We start from the raw sequence: 15048 nt of genomic DNA, 5'->3' as shown, positions 1-15048 counted from the left end.
TGATTCCCCGTAAGAACTGAGCCGCCGCTCGCCCCTGTGGCCGGGGCGCAAGAGCCCTCGTCGCTCCTTGCGCCCCCGGTCTTGATCTCTGGGTGAAGAGGTTTTGTATGTCACGCGTGCTGCTGGTCAACCTGGCCAGTCTTCCCATGGACGGGAATCAACCCATATTCCCCATCGGCGTCCGGTGCGTCCAGGACGCCCTGGACCGCGCGGGCCACGTCACGCGACTCATGGATTTCGTCGCCGAGCCGGCCGGTCTCACCGACCTCGACTGGCTCGGCCACGACTGGGACGTCATCGGGTTCACCATCCGGAACATCGACCCCATCGACATCACCTGCAGCACTCATGTCGACGAGTACGTCTCCTTCGCGCGGCGCGTGCGGGCCGACCTCGACCGACGGGGGCTCGACCCGGTGCTGGTCGGCGGCGGGCCCGGATTCAGCCTGTTCGGCGGGACGCTCGTCGGCAGGCTCGGGCTCGACGTCGGAGTCGTCGGCCCGGGTGAGCAGGTCATGCTGGACGTCGCGGCGGACCCCCGGTCCTTCAAGGGGAGAGGGGACGTCCTCCAGGGGAGGCGGCACTGCGGTTTCCTCACCGACACCCTGCACCACCCGGCCTCGCTGATGGCCGCGTACACGAACGCGCACCAGGCGATGATCGGCGTGGAGACCCGGCGGAAGACCTGTTACCAGACCTGCGGGTACTGCCCGTACGCGTACATCGAGGGGGACAACGCCGGAGACCTCAAGCCGCTGGACGTCCTGGCGGACGAGATCCGCGGCATTCACCGTGCGGGATTCCGGCGCATCTTCTTCACGGACGGCATCTTCAACAGCGAACTGCGGTTCGCGAAAGAGGTCGTCCGGCTCGTCAAGGACCTGTCCCTGGACGGCCTGACCTGGTCGGCGTACTTCACGCCGAAGCCCTTCGACGACGAATTCGGCGCCCTGCTGCGAGGCAGCGGAGTGGAAGCCGTCGTGGTGTCGCCCGACAGCCTCGACGACACCATGATGCGCAATCTGGGAAAGTCCTTCTCCCGTCGGCACGTCGCCCGCTTCCTGGAACGCAGCCGCGCGAACGACCTTCCGGTGAAGGTGAACGTCGTGTTCGGCGGTCCCGGCGAGAACAGGGAGTCGGTCCGGAACAGTGCCCGATTCATCAACGAGAACCTCCGCGACGACGAACTCGTGATGCACGTCGGCTACCGGGTGCTGCCCGAGACGGCCCTCGCACGTCAACTCGGCACGACGGACGAGAAATTGCTGTATCCCGTCTTCTACCCCTTCGACCTCGACGTGTTCAACTGGATCGTCCAGGACCTGGATTCCCGGTTCATCACGCCCCAGCTCATGATGAACCTGATGGCCGGCCGCGCCGCCGCGCGCAAGATGGCGAGGACCGAGGCGATGCCCACGGTCGCGCCCCCGGGGACCACGTACCTGGCGCTGGCCTCGGTGGGAGGAGTCGGTGACCGTGGCTGCGGGAACTGAGGTCGCGCCGGGACGGACGGCACAGCCCTGGGCAGGGCTGACGGCGCGCCGCCTCCGTGCCGGAGAGATCGAGGCCGCTCTGCGGCTCTGCCCGTTCGAGGACGTCGACGCCGACGTCGTCCGCCGGGAACTGGCGGCCGAGGCGGACTACTGCTGGATGGGCCTGTTCACCCCGGACGGGACGGCGGCGGCGGTGCACCGCGCCATGCGGTGGCACCGGCACCTGCTGCTCAAGGGCGTCTTCGTCGACGACGCGTTCCGGGGGTCGGGGGCCGCGCTCGGCGTGGCGTTCGCCCTCCGGGACTGGGCCGGGGAGGCCGGGTACGACGGCGTCGCCGCCTGGGTCGAGCCGAACAAGCCCGAGGCTCGGCTGGCCACCAGGCTGCGGCTGCGCCCCAGCGGCCCCCTCCTGCACCGCTACCTCGTCCGGCTGCCGTACGGCTCCGACGCCCAGCGCCCGCCGGGGACGCCCCCGCGCACCTCCGGCACGCTCGTCGTCCCGGGCGCGGACGGAGCGGCGCCCATGGTCCGGGAACTGCTCGGCGTCCCGCGCGGTCCCGCGGGCGGCACCCGGATCGCCTGGGTCCTCGACCGCTCGCGGCTCGTCCTGAGCGGCAACCCGTGCCGTTCGACGGCCGACCTCGGCGCGTTGCCGGCCGCCGTCCGGGAGGCCGCGGTGTCGGCCGGCGCGACCGCCGTCGAGGTGCTGGTCGAGGCGGCGGACATCCCGGCCGCCCTGGCCATGGCGGGCCTGGGGGCGCGGCGGCTGAGCCGTACCCCCGTCACCCTGGGCACGGTGTCCTTCGCGGGCGCCGGACCCGCGGCCGTGCCGGTCCACCCGGCCGCGACGGAGCGGAGGACGCCGTGATCGGAGCACACGCGGCGCGGCGCGTCTGCCTGGACGAGGGTCCCGAGGCGGCGGCGGAGCTGTTCCGACGACGCGGACTCGACGCCCGACGGCTCGAACGCCTGCTGTTCTCGACGGCCGACGCGGCCGAGGCCGCCCGGTCGGAGACCGTGCGGCTGGTGGACGGCTGGGGGCGGCCGACCGAGGCCGAACTGTACGTACCCGAGCGCCCCGACGGGCGCCCCCCGGGCCTGATCGTGGGCCTGCACGGCGTCGGGAGCTCCGGGGCGGTGCTCCGGGACCAGCTCCGGGCGCTCGCCGACGCCTGCGGCGCGGTCCTGCTGTGCCCGACCGCGCTGCGGCCCGTCGGGACGAGCAGCAACTTCGACGTGGCCGGACTCTTCGGCAGCCGGTTCAAGGAGGCCCGGTGGACGACGGAGCCGGGCGACTTCCCGGTGCGGGCCCTGCGCTGGGCCCGGGAACACCTGGCCGTCGACGTGAACCGCTGCGCCGTGGTGGGGGCATCGATGGGCGGCATCGCGACGTGGGGCATGGCGTCGCGCCGCTGGGACGGCCTCGCCATGGCGGCGTCCGTCAACGGCGCGCCGTCGATCTGGGAGATGTTCGGCCCCGACACCACGATGCGGGAGCTGCTGCCCAACGCCCTGGGCGTGCCGCTCGCGGTGGTGCACGGGGTCCGGGACCGGCAGATCCCCCTCGTCCTCGCCCGTGACGCGGTGACGCAGCTGAGGGGCCGGGGTCATCGGGGCATCGCGTTCGTCGAAGTGCCGGACGGCGAGCACAAGCTGAGCACGATGGGCATCGAGCCGGGAAATCCGCAGTTCGACGAGATCGTGCGGTGCTTCGGTGCCGCGAGGAGGACGCCGTGGCCCGGCCGGGTCCGGCACCGTGCCCGCGAGCGGGCGCACGCCCGGGCCCACTGGGTGGAGATGGACGACCTCCACCCCGGGCGCACGGCGACCGTGGACGCCCGCGCGGTGGACCGTACGCACCTGGTCGTGCGGGCGTCCGGCTGCTCGCGGCTGCGCCTCTTCCTCAGTGACCGGCTGGTGGACCACGGCCGGGTGCGGGTGACGGTCAACGACGCGTCCCGCTCCGTGGATTTCCGTCCGTCCCTGGTCGACGCGGCGGCCACGTACGCGGCGGCGGACGCCGACCCCGGCCGCATGGCGCAGATGGTCGTCGACATGGCAGTGCCCGAGATGCGTGAGCCCGAGATTCGTGAGCTTGAGATGCGTGAGCCCCAGATGCGTGAGCCCGAGATGCGCGGGTCCGAGATTCGTGAGGAAGAAGGAACGTCTTGCTGAGCCGTGAGGAAATGCGCCGTCTGCTGTTGGCACGCGGTCCCGAGCAGGAGCGGCTGTTCGCGGAGAGCCGTCGGGCGCGCGACGAGCACTTCGGTGCGGCCGTCGTGCTGCGCGGTGTCATCGAGCTGACCAACGTCTGCCGGGTGAACTGCGACTACTGCCCGATGCGCCGGGACAACGTACGCGAGAACGACACCTACTTCCTGGCCGCGGACAAGATCGTCGAACTGGCCGGGCTGATCCGGGACAACGGGATCGACGTCATCCTGCTCCAGGGCGGCGAGACCCCCGCGCTGATGCCGCTCCTGGAGGAGGTGATCCCCCGGATCCGGCGGCTGTACGACGACCGGGTCGAGATCCTGCTGAACGTCGGCAACCTCAAGCGCGCCCAGTACGAGCGGCTGCGGGCGGTGGGCGGGACGAGCTACATCCTCAAGCACGAGACGAGCGATCCCGACCTCCACCTCAGCCTGCGGCACGAGACCCTCGCATCGCGGCTGCGGTGCATGCGGGACCTCCAGGAGGTCGGCTTCAAGGTCGGCACGGGGCTGATCTCCAGCCTGCCGGGGCAGTCGCTGGACAGCATCGTCGACGACATCGAGCTCGCGGGTGAGCTCGGTGTGGACATGTGCAGCGTGAGTCCCTTCATCCCGGCGCCGAACACGCCGATGAGCATCGCGCCGATCGGGGACAACGAGCTGGCGCTCAACGTCATCGCCCTGCTCCGGCTGCGCTACCCGCAGTTGCTGATCCCGTCGGTCAGCGCTCTGGAGCGGGTGGGCAGCGGCGGTCAGTCGCGCGGCCTGGACGCCGGTGCCAACGTGATGACCGTCAACTTCTCCAGCGCCGCGGACCAGAAGCGCTATCTGATCTACGGGAAGGACCGTTTCGTCGTCACCCTCGACCACGTGCGGGGGCTCGTCCGGTCCTCCGGACTCGAACTGAGCGGCTCGCGGTTCATCGAGCAGCCCGTCACGAGCGGGGTGGCGGCCTGATGAGCGTCTCCGTCTCCGAATCCGTTTCCGACCCCGAGTCCGAGTCCGAGTCCGAGTCCACCGCGTCGGGCGTGAGCGGCGGCCGGTTCCTGCGGTTCTGGACCGCGCAGACCGTGTCGCAGGCGGGCCAGCGCTTCGGAATGGTGGCCCTGCCCGTCGTCGCGATCGAGACGCTGCACGCCGGAGCGACGGAGGTCGGGTACCTGACCGCCGCCCTTACCGTGTGCTACCTGCTGATCGGCCTCCCGGCCGGTGCGTGGGTGGACCGCTGGTCCAAGCGGACCACCATGATCGGTGCGGCCGTCGTGCGGGCCGTCGTGCTCGCCGGCATCCCCCTGCTGTGGATCTTCGACCAGTTGTCGCTGGGGTGGCTGTACGCGGTCGCGGTGGTCGTCGGCGTCGCCTCGGTCTTCTTCGACGTCGCGTACCAGTCGTACGTGCCGTTCATCGTCCCCGACAGGGACATCGAACGGGCCAACGCGCGGCTGGAGTCGTCGGCCCAGATCTCCGCGGCCGGCGGGCCGGCCGCCGCGGGGTTCCTCCTCAAGGCGGTGAGCGCGCCGGTGGTGATCGCCGTCGACGCGGTGGCGTACGTGGTGTGCGCCGGCCTCCTGGCGACGGTCCGGGACTCCGAGCCGTCCCGCCGCGCGAAGGCGGGCGGGGACTCCCGGCTGGCGCGGGACATCCTGGACGGTGTCCGGTTCGTCGTGGGCACCCCGGTGCTGCGGCGGCTGTGCGTCACGGTGGGCGTCTCGAACTTCTTCGCCACCCTCACCATGACGCTGACGCCGCTGCTCGTCCTGCGGACGCTGGGGCTCGGTTCGACGGTCATGGGGGTCGTCCTGGGCGTGGGCACGCTCGGCGGCCTGGTGGCCTCGTTCACGCTGCCGAAGGTCCGTGCCCGCTTCGAGGCGGGCAGGGTCATGGCGGTCGGGCTCGTCCTCGCGGGCGTCTCCATGGTGGCCTTCCCCGTGGCCGGGTCCCTGGGCGGGTCCGCCTTCGCGCTGCCGGTCGCCCTGCTCGTCCTCGGCCAGTTCGGCATGACCTGGGGCGCGGTGACCTTCAACATCGCGCAGGTGAGCGTGCGGCAGCGGGTCTGTCCCAAGAACATGCTGGCCCGGATGACCGCTTCGATCCGCTTCGTGGTGTGGGGAAGCATGCCCGTGGCGGCGATCCTGGCCGGCTGGCTCGGCTCGCAGATCGGCATCGTGCCCTGCCTGTGGATCGGTGTGGTGGGCGGCGTCCTGACGACCCTTCCGATCATCGGCATGGACCGGCTGATCCGTGCCTCGACGCCGGGCGGGTCCGGTGTCTGAGGCCCGGCGCGCACTGGCCGAAGCCGTCCTCTCGTCCGGAGGACGGATCGGCGAGGCGCTCCCGGAGGCCACCGCGCGCCGCATCACGCGGTACGCCGAGCAGCTCGGCGAGGCTGGCGTCACGGACGGCGACCTGCTCGTGTTCTCCGGCCTCGCGCCGGAGACGCTCCTGGCGGCCGTGGTCGCGTGCTGGCACACCGGCGCCGCCGCCTGGGTGACGCCCCGCGAGCCGGGGACGTTCACCGCGCACGGCGCGTCCTTCACCGTCACTCCCGGAACCGCCGGGGAGACGACGGGGACCGGGGAGATCGCGGTGGCGCGCCGTGCCACCGCGACCGTACCCGTCCCCGCCGGGCTCGGGCTGCTGCACGAGACGTCCGGGTCCACGGGCGAGCCCAAGCTCGCGAGGCGCAGTGTCGAGAGCCTGCGCGCGGAGCACGTCGGCTACCGCGACGGGCTGGGGCTGGGCGTCGCGGACACGGTGCGGATCCCCGTACCGGTGGCGCACTCCTTCGGTTCGGGGGTGGCGCTGGCCGCGCTCCTGTCCGGGTGCCGGGTCGACGCCCGTCCGTTCACGACGGCCTCGGCGGTGGCCCGCGACCTGGACCTGACCGCGATCGGGGACCGGGGCGGGAGTACGACGCTGGCCGTCACCCCGGCCCTGCTGCGGCTGCTGACGAAGACCCGGCGCTCGGGTGACGCCCGGCCGCGGGCGGTCCTCGTCGGCGCCGGCTCCGTCTCGGACGAGCTGGACGCCGCCTGCGCGACCCGCTTCGGCGTCCCGGTCACCCGCGGGTACGGGTCGAGCGAGACCGGGGGGATCCTCCTCGGGTCCCGCGGGCTCGGACAGCCGATCCCCTCCGTCGCGATCGCCGGCCCCGAGCCGGGCTCCCGCGGCGAACTGGTCGTGCGCACGGCGACTCCCGTCTGGGGTTACGCACACGAGCCGGTGCGCGACGCGCTGCTGTGGCGGACCGGGGACGTGGTCGAGCGGGACCCCTCGGGCCAGGTGTGGTTCGTGGAGCGGCGCGGGCACGGAGCCGTACGCGCCAACGGGAAGTTCCTGGACGTCTCGCCGGCCAGGGCCGCCCTCGGCGGGGTGGACGGCGTGGAGGAGGTCGAGTTCGTGGTCCTCCCCCGGGCCGGCGACGCGGAGTTCGAGGACCTGTACGCGGTGGTGTCCGGGCGCCCGGCGTCGCGCGAGGCCGTGGAGGACGCGCTGTCCGCGAGCGTCCCGTCCGGTGTCGCGCCCCGGCTGAGGATCGTCGACGCCTTCCCGCGTACCGCCGTCGGAAAGCTGGACCGTACCGCTCTCAAGGAATGGATCAGGACGACATGACCGCACACCCGCTGACGGACTCCCGGGACGGGGTGGACGCGGTGATCGACGCGATCGTCGCCGCCGCCGGGAACGCCGGAGTCGACGACGTCGTACGGGACCGGCTGCGGAGCCTGCGCACGGCGGGCCCGGACGCGCTCCTGAAGTCGCCTGCGGAGCTCGGTCTCGACTCGCTGACCTGGCTGGAGGTGCTCACGGTGCTCGAAGAGCGCTTCGACGTCCTCCTCCCCGACGCGGTGGCCGTGACCCCCGCGTCGCGCACGGTCCTCGGGCTGGCCCGGGCGCTCGCGGACTGCCGGCGCGCAGAGCGCTGAGCCCCGCGCGTCACACACGTCGCACGCGACTCGTACGTCGCACACGTCGCAGACGTCGCTCACGTCGCACACAGAGAAAGGTTGCGCATTCATGAACATCGTCGCCAGTGGCACACGCTACCGGGTCATCGACGACTTCCTGCCGCCGGACCAGCTCGCGGAGATCCGCTCGCTGATGGGGCGCCGACGGTTCGAGGAGGTCCCCAGCGTCATCCACCCGGAGACGGACGGGCACGCCTTCCGCTCCCGGGGAGCCGTGCTCCGGCAGGACACCGGGACGCCGACCGCCGACTCGCGGGAGCAGGACGCGGCGCAGCCCGCCGCCTTCGCCACGATCCTCGGAGAACTGGGCGCGCACCAGGACATGTTCGGCGTCCCCGGGCAGGACTGGTCCGCGGTCGGCTTCAGCTTCTGGCAGTACCCCGCGGGCAGCCGGCTGGGCTGGCACAACGACGTCGCCTCCGGCCGGCTCGGCGAGTTCGTCTTCTTCCTCCACGAGGAGTGGAAGGCGTCCTGGGCCGGCGAACTGGTCGTCCTGGACGCCGACCCCGCCTCCATCGACGTCGACACGACCGGCATGTCCGCGACGGAGGCCGTCGAGGCGAAGGCGAGCCTGGCCCCGCACGCCCTGACGGCCATCGTGCCGAAGCCGAACCGACTGGTCCTCGTCCAGGAGGGCACCATCCACTGCATCAACCGGGTGGACCCGACGGCGGGAACGACCCTGCGGCAGACGATGACCGGCTTCGTCGCCGGCGCCGCTCCCGAGCCCGCGCGGCGGCCCCTGGACCGGCTGACGTCCCTGCTCGGCACCGCATAGCCCCCTTCCGCGCACGCAACGACCGCCTTCGACCGACATGTCGACGGGCATGTCGACCGGATTGGAATGAGGAACATGGAAGAACTGTGGATCACCGAAGGCCCCCGGGAGTTCGACCGGTGGCTCGCCCAGGGGAAGGTCGACCCGGCCCGGGTCGAGCGCATCCGGGAGGGACTGGAGATCACCGCCGAGGGGCGGATCGCCGAGGTGGGCGGCCTCCAGACGCCGGAGATCTACTTCCCCGGTCTCACCGCCCGGCCGTGGTGGAGCCGCGACGACTTCCCCTGGCTCGACGAGCTGGAGGCCGCCGCCCCCGCGATCCTCGAAGAGCTCCAGGCTTTGGGCGTCAACCTCGACAGCGCCGTGTCGCATCCGACGGGTCTCGCCGAGGACGGCAAGTGGCGCGCGCTGTACCTGTCGTGCATCGGCCGGCCGTACGCCAAGAACGTCTCCGCGTTCCCCCGCACGCTGAAGACGCTCTCCGCCATCCACGGCGCCACCGACAGCGGCATGACGTACTTCTCCACCATCATGGGCGGTACGCACATCCGCCCGCACTCCGGCTTCAGCAACGCCCACCTGCGCTGCCACCTCTCCCTGGTGGCGACCGAGGGTTCCCGCATCCGGGTCGCCTCGGAGACGCGCGCCTGGCAGGAGGGCAAGGCGTTCGTCTTCGACGACTCCTACGACCACGAGGTGTGGAACGAGGGCGGGGAGCGCCGCACGGTGCTGCTCTTCGACTTCTGGCACCCGGACCTCACCGCGCCGGAGATCGAGGCCCTCACCCACATGATGGGCGTCTGGCGGCGCATGTACTCACGGCACTTCTGGGCCCACCAGATGGACGCCTCGTCCCCCGGCCCGACGTCCCTCGCCGCTTAGGAGCACCGTCCGTCATGACTGTCGACACCTGGTCCGAGACCGAAGCCTTTCTCAGCGGCGTGCTGTGCGCGCCCGACCCCGACCTGGCCCGCGCGCTGGACGTCAGCGAGCAGGCCGACCTGCCCGTCATCAACGTGTCCGCCCTCCAGGGCAAGCAGCTCAGCCTGCTGGCTCGGATGACCGGGGCCCGGCGGATCCTGGAGGTGGGCAGCCTCGGCGGCTACAGCGCCCTGTGGCTGGCCAAGGCGCTGCCGCCGGGCGGCCGCATGGTGACCATCGAGAACAATCCGGTGCACGCGATGGTCGCCGCGGAGAACCTCAGGGCGGCGGGGCTCGACGACCGCGTCGAGGTCCGCGTGGGCAACGCGGCCGAGCAGCTGGCGCGGCTCGCGGAGGAGAAGGCCGAGCCCTTCGACTTCTTCTTCGTCGACGCCGACCAGCACAACAACGTCACCTATTTCGAGAGCTGTCTGCGGCTGGGGCGCTCCGGCAGCGTCATCGTCTTCGACAACGTCGTGCGGTCCGGCGAGGTCCGGAACCCGGAGACGGCGAACGGCGCCGTCCGCGCCACCCAGCGGGTGCTGGAGCTGGTCGGCGGCTCCGACCGGGTCGACGGCGTGGTCTTCCAGACGGTGGGCCACCGGGGGCACGACGGCATGCTCGTCATCCGGATGAACTGACCTGTCCGCGCCGCGCACGGGCCCTCCGGGTGTCTCCCGGCCTGTCCGCCGGGAGGCGCCCCGTGGGCCCGCGACGGCGGGACACCGACGCGTCACGCCGCTCGCAGGGCGTGACCGAGAGGAGGAAACCGCAGTGACCCGTGACATCCGCACCGTGGAGGACGTCCTGCGCATGCTGGACCGGCTGTTCACCGCGGAGACGGACCGCTGGACGGACGGATCCTGTGACTGGTGGGACGAGTTCTACGCCAACCGTGCCCGGGACATCCCGTTCTTCGTCGACAAGCCGGACGAGAACCTGGCCTCGTACCTGGAACGCGGCCTCGTCGCGCCCGGGCGGGCCCTGGACCTGGGCTGCGGGCCGGGGCGCAACGCCGTCTTCCTCGCCGCGCACGGCTTCGAGGTGGACGCGGTCGACCTGTCCCGTACGGCGGTGGTCTGGGGCCAGGAGCGGGCCCGCGAGGCCGGCGTGGACGTCCGCTTCCACTGCGGTGACATCTTCACCGTCGACCTGCCGGCCGGACACTACGACCTGATCTACGACTCCGGCTGCCTGCACCACCTGCCGCCGCACCGCCGCGTCAGCTACCTGGCCCTGCTGGAACGGGCGCTCGCCCCCGGCGGCCACTTCGCGCTGGCGTGCTTCGCGTCGGGGGCTACGGGCTCGAAACTTCCCGACGAGGAGTTCTACCGTACGCGCAGCCTGGCCGGCGGACTGGCCTACACCCTCGACGACCTGCGCGGTCTCTTCCCCGCCCTCGCCGAGGTCGAGCTGCGTCCCATGAGGCACCGGTCGCCGGACTCCCCGCTCTTCGGTGTGTCGCTGCTGAACACCGGGCTCTTCCGGCGTCCGCCGCTGTGACGCGCCGCGGGAAGTTCCCGGGGGCCCGGACCGCGCCCGCGGAACACCGCGGGCATGGCCGGATCTGACAGAACCTGGTCATTGCGGACCCCGGGGTGGCGCGACATGATCGGCGCATGCCCCCACCGCACAGAGTCGTCGTCGCGGCCTTCCCCGGCGTCGAGCTGCTCAACGTGACCGGTCCGGCCGAGGTGTTCTCGGTCGCGACGCGGGTCGCCGGCAGCGGTCGCCCCGGTTACACCGTCCGCGTCGCGACGCCCCGCGGCGAGCCGGTGACCACGGCCGCCGGAATCCGGCTGATGGCCGACCTCACGTTGGACGAGGTGCCGGGCGACGTGGACACCCTGCTCGTGTCGGGCGCCGTCCGCGTGCACGACCGCGAGGTGGAGCCGGTGCTCGACGACGAGGTCGTCGACTGGCTCCGCCGGGCGGCCCCGGGGGTCCGCCGCCTGGGGTCCGTCTGCTCGGGAGCCCACCTGCTGGCGGCGGCGGGCCTGCTGGACGGCCGCACCGCCACGACCCACTGGCGTACGGCCGCGCGCCTCGCCGCCGACCATCCGGCGGTCACCGTCGACCCGGACCCGATCTTCCTCCGCGAGGGCCGGCTGTGGACCTGCGCCGGCATCGCCGCCGGGATGGACATGGCACTCGCCATGGTCACCGAGGACCACGGCCCCGAACGCGCCCTCGCCACCGCCCGGACGATGGTCATGTACGTCAAACGCGCCGGTGGCCAGAGCCAGTTCAGTGCCCCGCTCGCGCTGCCGACGGCGCCGGGCGACCGGCTGGACGACCTGTGCCGGTGGATCGGCGAGCACCTCACCGAGGACCTGGGGGCGGACGTCCTGGCCGCACGCCTCCACCTGAGCGTGCGTCACTTCTCGCGGATCTTCCGCGAGCACACCGGCACCACGCCTGCCACGTACGTCGAGTCCGTACGCCTGGAGGCCGCCCGGCGGCTGCTCCAGGAGAGCGCCCTCGGCCTGCCGGACGTCGCCGCGCTCAGCGGCCTCGGCTCCGTAGAGAGCCTGCACCGCGCCTTCCGGCGGCGCCTCGGGACCACCCCCGCCGAGTACCGGCGCCGCTTCCGCTGATCGCCGCCGCACTGCGCCCCCCGTCCGCGCGCGGACCGCCGCGGCACCGCACACCCACCAGGGAGCCCCGCACCATGCCCTCGTCCCCGAACCCTTCCCCGAACTCCTCCTCCTCGTCCTCTTCGTCCTCTTCGTCCGCGACCAAGGTCGTCCCGCTGCCCGTCATGGGGCGGCACCACATCAACGCGTATCTGCTGCTGGGCCGACGCCCGGTGATCGTCGACGCGGGCGTACCCGGTAGCGGGCGGAAGATCCACGACCGGATCGCCGCCCTCGGGGTCGACCCCGCCGACGTGTCGCTGATCGTCCTCACCCACGGCCACATCGACCACTTCGGCGCAGCCGCCGAACTGCACCGCCTCACCGGGGCTCCCGTGGCGGGCCACGTCGCCGACCTCGGCCCCTACCGGTCCGGGCGGGCCCGCGAACCGTACCTGCCCACCGGCCCGATGGGCCGCCTCATGGCCAGGAGCAGGAAGCTGCACCTGCGGGTGGAGCCGTTCGAGCCCGGCGTCGTCGTGAGCGGCGAGACCGACCTGGCGGACTTCGGGGTCGCTGCGCGCATCATGCCCACCCCCGGTCACACCCCCGGATCGGTCTCCGTCCTCACCGACCAGGGGGACCTCGTCGCGGGCGACCTGATCGCCAACTCCTTCTTCGGCCTCGTCCGGGGCCGCCCGGCCAACCCGCCGTTCCACGACGACCCGCTGGACAACCTCGCCAGCCTGCGCCGGATGCTCGCCCTGAACCCGACCGCACTCCACGTCGGCCACGGCACGCCCCTGGCGCCCGACCGGGTCCGCCGCTGGGCCGAGAAGGAGCACGAGCGGCTCTCCCGCCTCGAAGCGGCGGGGCGGCTCCCCGCCCGCCGTCAGGCCTGAGCGAGCGCGGCGGCACCGAAGGAGACGTCGAACCGGTCGCACCAGATGCTGACGCTGCGGTACGCCGACCAGTCGACGTCGGCGGGCAGCGGGTAGTTCTGGTCGCCCTTGTTGCCCTTCAGCCCGGCGAGGTCGACGTACTTCCCGTCGTCGAAGACGCCCCAGCCGGCCCTGCCCTCCTTCACGGGCGCGTCGCTCAGCCAGACGCGCAGGTCGGGGCCGTTGCTGGTGTCCAGGCCTTCGAGGCGGAGCGTGTGGGTGCCGTCGGCGAGGCGGACGACCTTCACCGTGCCGGTCGTGGCGTGCTCGTGGCTGATGAAGCTGCCCCGCGCCACGGTCACCGGGCCGGACGGCGTGCCCGTCGGAGCCGGGGTCCCGGCCCCGGCCTCGGTCCCCGCCCCCGTCCCCGTGCCGGTCGCCGTCGCGGTCGCCGTCGGCAGCGCCTCGTGGACCGTCTCGTCCACCCAGAGCGCCCACGGCTTGAACCACACCAGCCCCGCCACCGCCACGACCAGACCGGTGACGGCCACCGCGGCCCACCGCCGCTTCCTCGTGATGCGCCCCACGACGCCCCTCCTCCATGTCGACTGTCCGTTTCCTCGTCCGCCATTCAAGTCGATCCGGCCCGCCGTCGCACAGCCGTCGGCGCACAGCCGTCGGCGGCCCACCGCCGCGTCACCGTGCCGCGACCCCCAGCAGGGAGGCGGTCACCGGGTGGCCGGGGTCGTTGAACAGCCGTGCGGTCGGGCCCTGTTCGACCGCACGGCCCTCCGCCAGGACGAGCAGGGTGTCGGTACGGCTCTCCACCAGGCGCAGGTCGTGGCTGATGAGGACCAGGGCGAGGCCGCTCCGGTCGCGGAGGTCGGCGAGCAGGTTCATGACCGACTCGGCCGTGTCGTGGTCGAGCGCGGAGGTCACCTCGTCGCAGACGAGGACGGCCGGGTCGGCGGCGAGGGCCCGGGCGATGGAGGCGCGCTGCCGCTGGCCGCCGGAGAGTTCGTGCGGGTAGCGGGCCGCGAAGTCGGCGGGGAGGCCGACCTGTGCGAGCAGCTCCAGGACGCGTTCGCCCGTCTGCCCGCGCGGGACGCGGCGGTGCAGGGTGAGCGGGCGGCCTATCGCCGCGCCGACGGTACGGCTGGGGTTGAGGGTGCCCAGGGGGTTCTGCGGGATGAGCTGGATCGCACGGCGCTGCTCGCGGCTGCGCCGGGTCGCGGAGGCGGGCAGCACCGTGCCGTCGAGCGCGACGGAGCCGCCGGTCGCGCGGTGGAGGCCGACGACCGTGCGCATCAGGGTGGTCTTGCCGGAGCCCGACGCGCCGACGACGCCGAGGCTGCCGCCCGCGGGCAGCGTGAGGTCGACGCCGTGCAGGGCCTGGACGCTGCGCCCGCGGTGCGCGAAGGCGGCGGTGAGCCCGGTGACCGTCAGGACCGCGGGCTTGTCGTCCGGCGCCGGGCGGGAGGAGCGGGGGGCGGGCGGGGCGGGGGCGGCGGTACGGATCCGGGGGCGCAGTTCCACGACCTCGTCGGCGAGCCGGGTGACGAGGTCCGCGTCGTGGCAGGACAGGGCGACGGCGATCCGGTGCTGCTCCGCCAGGTGCCGCAGGAGCTCCCCGATCTCGTCGCGGACGCGTGCGTCGAGGCCCGCGGTGGGTTCGTCGAGGAGCAGGACGGCGGGGCGGCGGGCCAGGGCCCGGGCGAGGGCGACGCGGCGCTGCTGGCCGCCGGAGAGGGCGCCGGGGCGGCGGTCGGCGAGGTCCCCGTCGGCGGGGAGCCGCACCTCGGCGAGGAGCGCGCGCAGCGCCTCCGGGCTGCGGTCCACGGCGACCTCGCCGAGCAGACGGCGGACCTTCATCCGGGGGTTGAGGCCGGAGCCGGGGTCCTGGCCGACGTAGGCGAGGCGGTGGCGGCGCAGCGCCCGTACCTCGGCGTCGGGCAGGGCGAAGGGGTCGTGGCCGAGGACGTCGATCTCGCCCGCCGTGCGTCGTGCGCCCGGCGGCAGGACGCCGGCGACGGCCCGCAGCAGGGTCGTCTTGCCGCAGCCGGACGGGCCGGTGAGGGCGACGACCCGGCCCGGGTGGAGCGCGAGGCCGGCGTCCGCCAGGAGGATCCGGCCGTCGCCGCCGGTGACGGTCAGGCCGTGCACGCGCACCGCGGGGCCGCCGTCGGGTGTGCGCTGCTCGGGGTACCAGCGGGGCATG

15 protein-coding genes are annotated in these 15048 nt (G+C 73.0%); 13 read left to right on the top strand and 2 right to left on the bottom strand.

What is annotated here, in order from left to right; all coding sequences use genetic code 11:
- The first annotated feature begins 107 nt into the window (after window positions 1–107).
- The 13 genes from ACWDVG_RS23950 to ACWDVG_RS23890 all read left to right on the top strand — a co-directional run bounded on the left by ACWDVG_RS23950 (window position 108) and on the right by ACWDVG_RS23890 (window position 12851).
- The gene (locus ACWDVG_RS23950) at window positions 108–1493 is read left to right on the top strand and encodes a B12-binding domain-containing radical SAM protein (protein WP_451701642.1); all 1386 of its coding nucleotides are present in this window, start codon (window positions 108–110) and stop codon (window positions 1491–1493) included.
- Entirely contained in the window at window positions 1477–2361 is an 885-nt protein-coding gene (locus ACWDVG_RS23945; protein WP_451701641.1) for a hypothetical protein, read from the top strand. Before ACWDVG_RS23950 ends, ACWDVG_RS23945 begins: the two co-directional genes overlap by 17 nt.
- Window positions 2358–3668, top strand: a complete 1311-nt coding sequence (locus ACWDVG_RS23940) for a dienelactone hydrolase family protein (protein ID WP_451701639.1) — start codon at window positions 2358–2360, stop codon at window positions 3666–3668. The genes ACWDVG_RS23945 and ACWDVG_RS23940 overlap by 4 nt, the downstream gene beginning before the upstream one ends.
- On the top strand, window positions 3662–4663 hold the full coding sequence (locus ACWDVG_RS23935; protein WP_451701637.1) for a biotin synthase BioB: 1002 nt from the start codon (window positions 3662–3664) through the stop codon (window positions 4661–4663). The genes ACWDVG_RS23940 and ACWDVG_RS23935 overlap by 7 nt, the downstream gene beginning before the upstream one ends.
- Window positions 4663–5979, top strand: coding sequence for an MFS transporter (locus tag ACWDVG_RS23930; protein ID WP_451701635.1), 1317 nt, complete (start codon window positions 4663–4665; stop codon window positions 5977–5979). The genes ACWDVG_RS23935 and ACWDVG_RS23930 overlap by 1 nt, the downstream gene beginning before the upstream one ends.
- Complete coding sequence (locus ACWDVG_RS23925) at window positions 5972–7318, top strand: AMP-binding protein (RefSeq protein WP_451701633.1); 1347 nt, start codon at window positions 5972–5974, stop codon at window positions 7316–7318. The genes ACWDVG_RS23930 and ACWDVG_RS23925 overlap by 8 nt, the downstream gene beginning before the upstream one ends.
- The gene (locus ACWDVG_RS23920; RefSeq protein ID WP_451701631.1) at window positions 7315–7632 is read left to right on the top strand and encodes a phosphopantetheine-binding protein; all 318 of its coding nucleotides are present in this window, start codon (window positions 7315–7317) and stop codon (window positions 7630–7632) included. The genes ACWDVG_RS23925 and ACWDVG_RS23920 overlap by 4 nt, the downstream gene beginning before the upstream one ends.
- Before the next feature lie 91 nt (window positions 7633–7723).
- On the top strand, window positions 7724–8452 hold the full coding sequence (locus tag ACWDVG_RS23915) for a 2OG-Fe(II) oxygenase (RefSeq protein ID WP_451701629.1): 729 nt from the start codon (window positions 7724–7726) through the stop codon (window positions 8450–8452).
- Between the two features lie 75 nt (window positions 8453–8527).
- Window positions 8528–9334: an aspartyl/asparaginyl beta-hydroxylase domain-containing protein gene (locus ACWDVG_RS23910; RefSeq protein WP_451701626.1), complete on the top strand. Its 807-nt coding sequence runs from the start codon at window positions 8528–8530 to the stop codon at window positions 9332–9334.
- A gap of 14 nt (window positions 9335–9348) precedes the next feature.
- Window positions 9349–10014, top strand: a complete 666-nt coding sequence (locus ACWDVG_RS23905) for an O-methyltransferase (RefSeq protein WP_451701623.1) — start codon at window positions 9349–9351, stop codon at window positions 10012–10014.
- A gap of 133 nt (window positions 10015–10147) precedes the next feature.
- Window positions 10148–10876 carry a class I SAM-dependent methyltransferase gene (locus ACWDVG_RS23900; protein WP_451701621.1) on the top strand — a complete coding sequence of 243 codons (729 nt, stop codon included), beginning with the start codon at window positions 10148–10150 and terminating at the stop codon, window positions 10874–10876.
- 116 nt (window positions 10877–10992) lie between these two features.
- Complete coding sequence (locus ACWDVG_RS23895) at window positions 10993–11970, top strand: GlxA family transcriptional regulator (RefSeq protein WP_451701619.1); 978 nt, start codon at window positions 10993–10995, stop codon at window positions 11968–11970.
- Window positions 11971–12044: 74 nt separating this feature from the next.
- Window positions 12045–12851: an MBL fold metallo-hydrolase gene (locus ACWDVG_RS23890; protein ID WP_451701617.1), complete on the top strand. Its 807-nt coding sequence runs from the start codon at window positions 12045–12047 to the stop codon at window positions 12849–12851.
- Here ACWDVG_RS23890 and ACWDVG_RS23885 read toward each other — a convergent pair.
- Together ACWDVG_RS23885 and ACWDVG_RS23880 are read right to left on the bottom strand one after the other, a co-directional pair.
- Window positions 12842–13417, bottom strand: a complete 576-nt coding sequence (locus tag ACWDVG_RS23885; protein ID WP_451701614.1) for a DM13 domain-containing protein — start codon at window positions 13415–13417, stop codon at window positions 12842–12844. The genes ACWDVG_RS23890 and ACWDVG_RS23885 overlap by 10 nt on opposite strands.
- A gap of 109 nt (window positions 13418–13526) precedes the next feature.
- Window positions 13527–15047 (bottom strand): ABC transporter ATP-binding protein, encoded by a 1521-nt coding sequence (locus ACWDVG_RS23880; RefSeq protein WP_451701672.1) that lies wholly within the window; start codon window positions 15045–15047, stop codon window positions 13527–13529.
- Between the last annotated feature and the right edge of the window lies 1 nt (window position 15048).

It is taken from the genome of Streptomyces sp. NPDC003327 (assembly GCF_053589515.1).
Note: the sequence above shows the minus strand (reverse complement) of the source record. Positions and strands in the feature narration are given on the sequence as shown.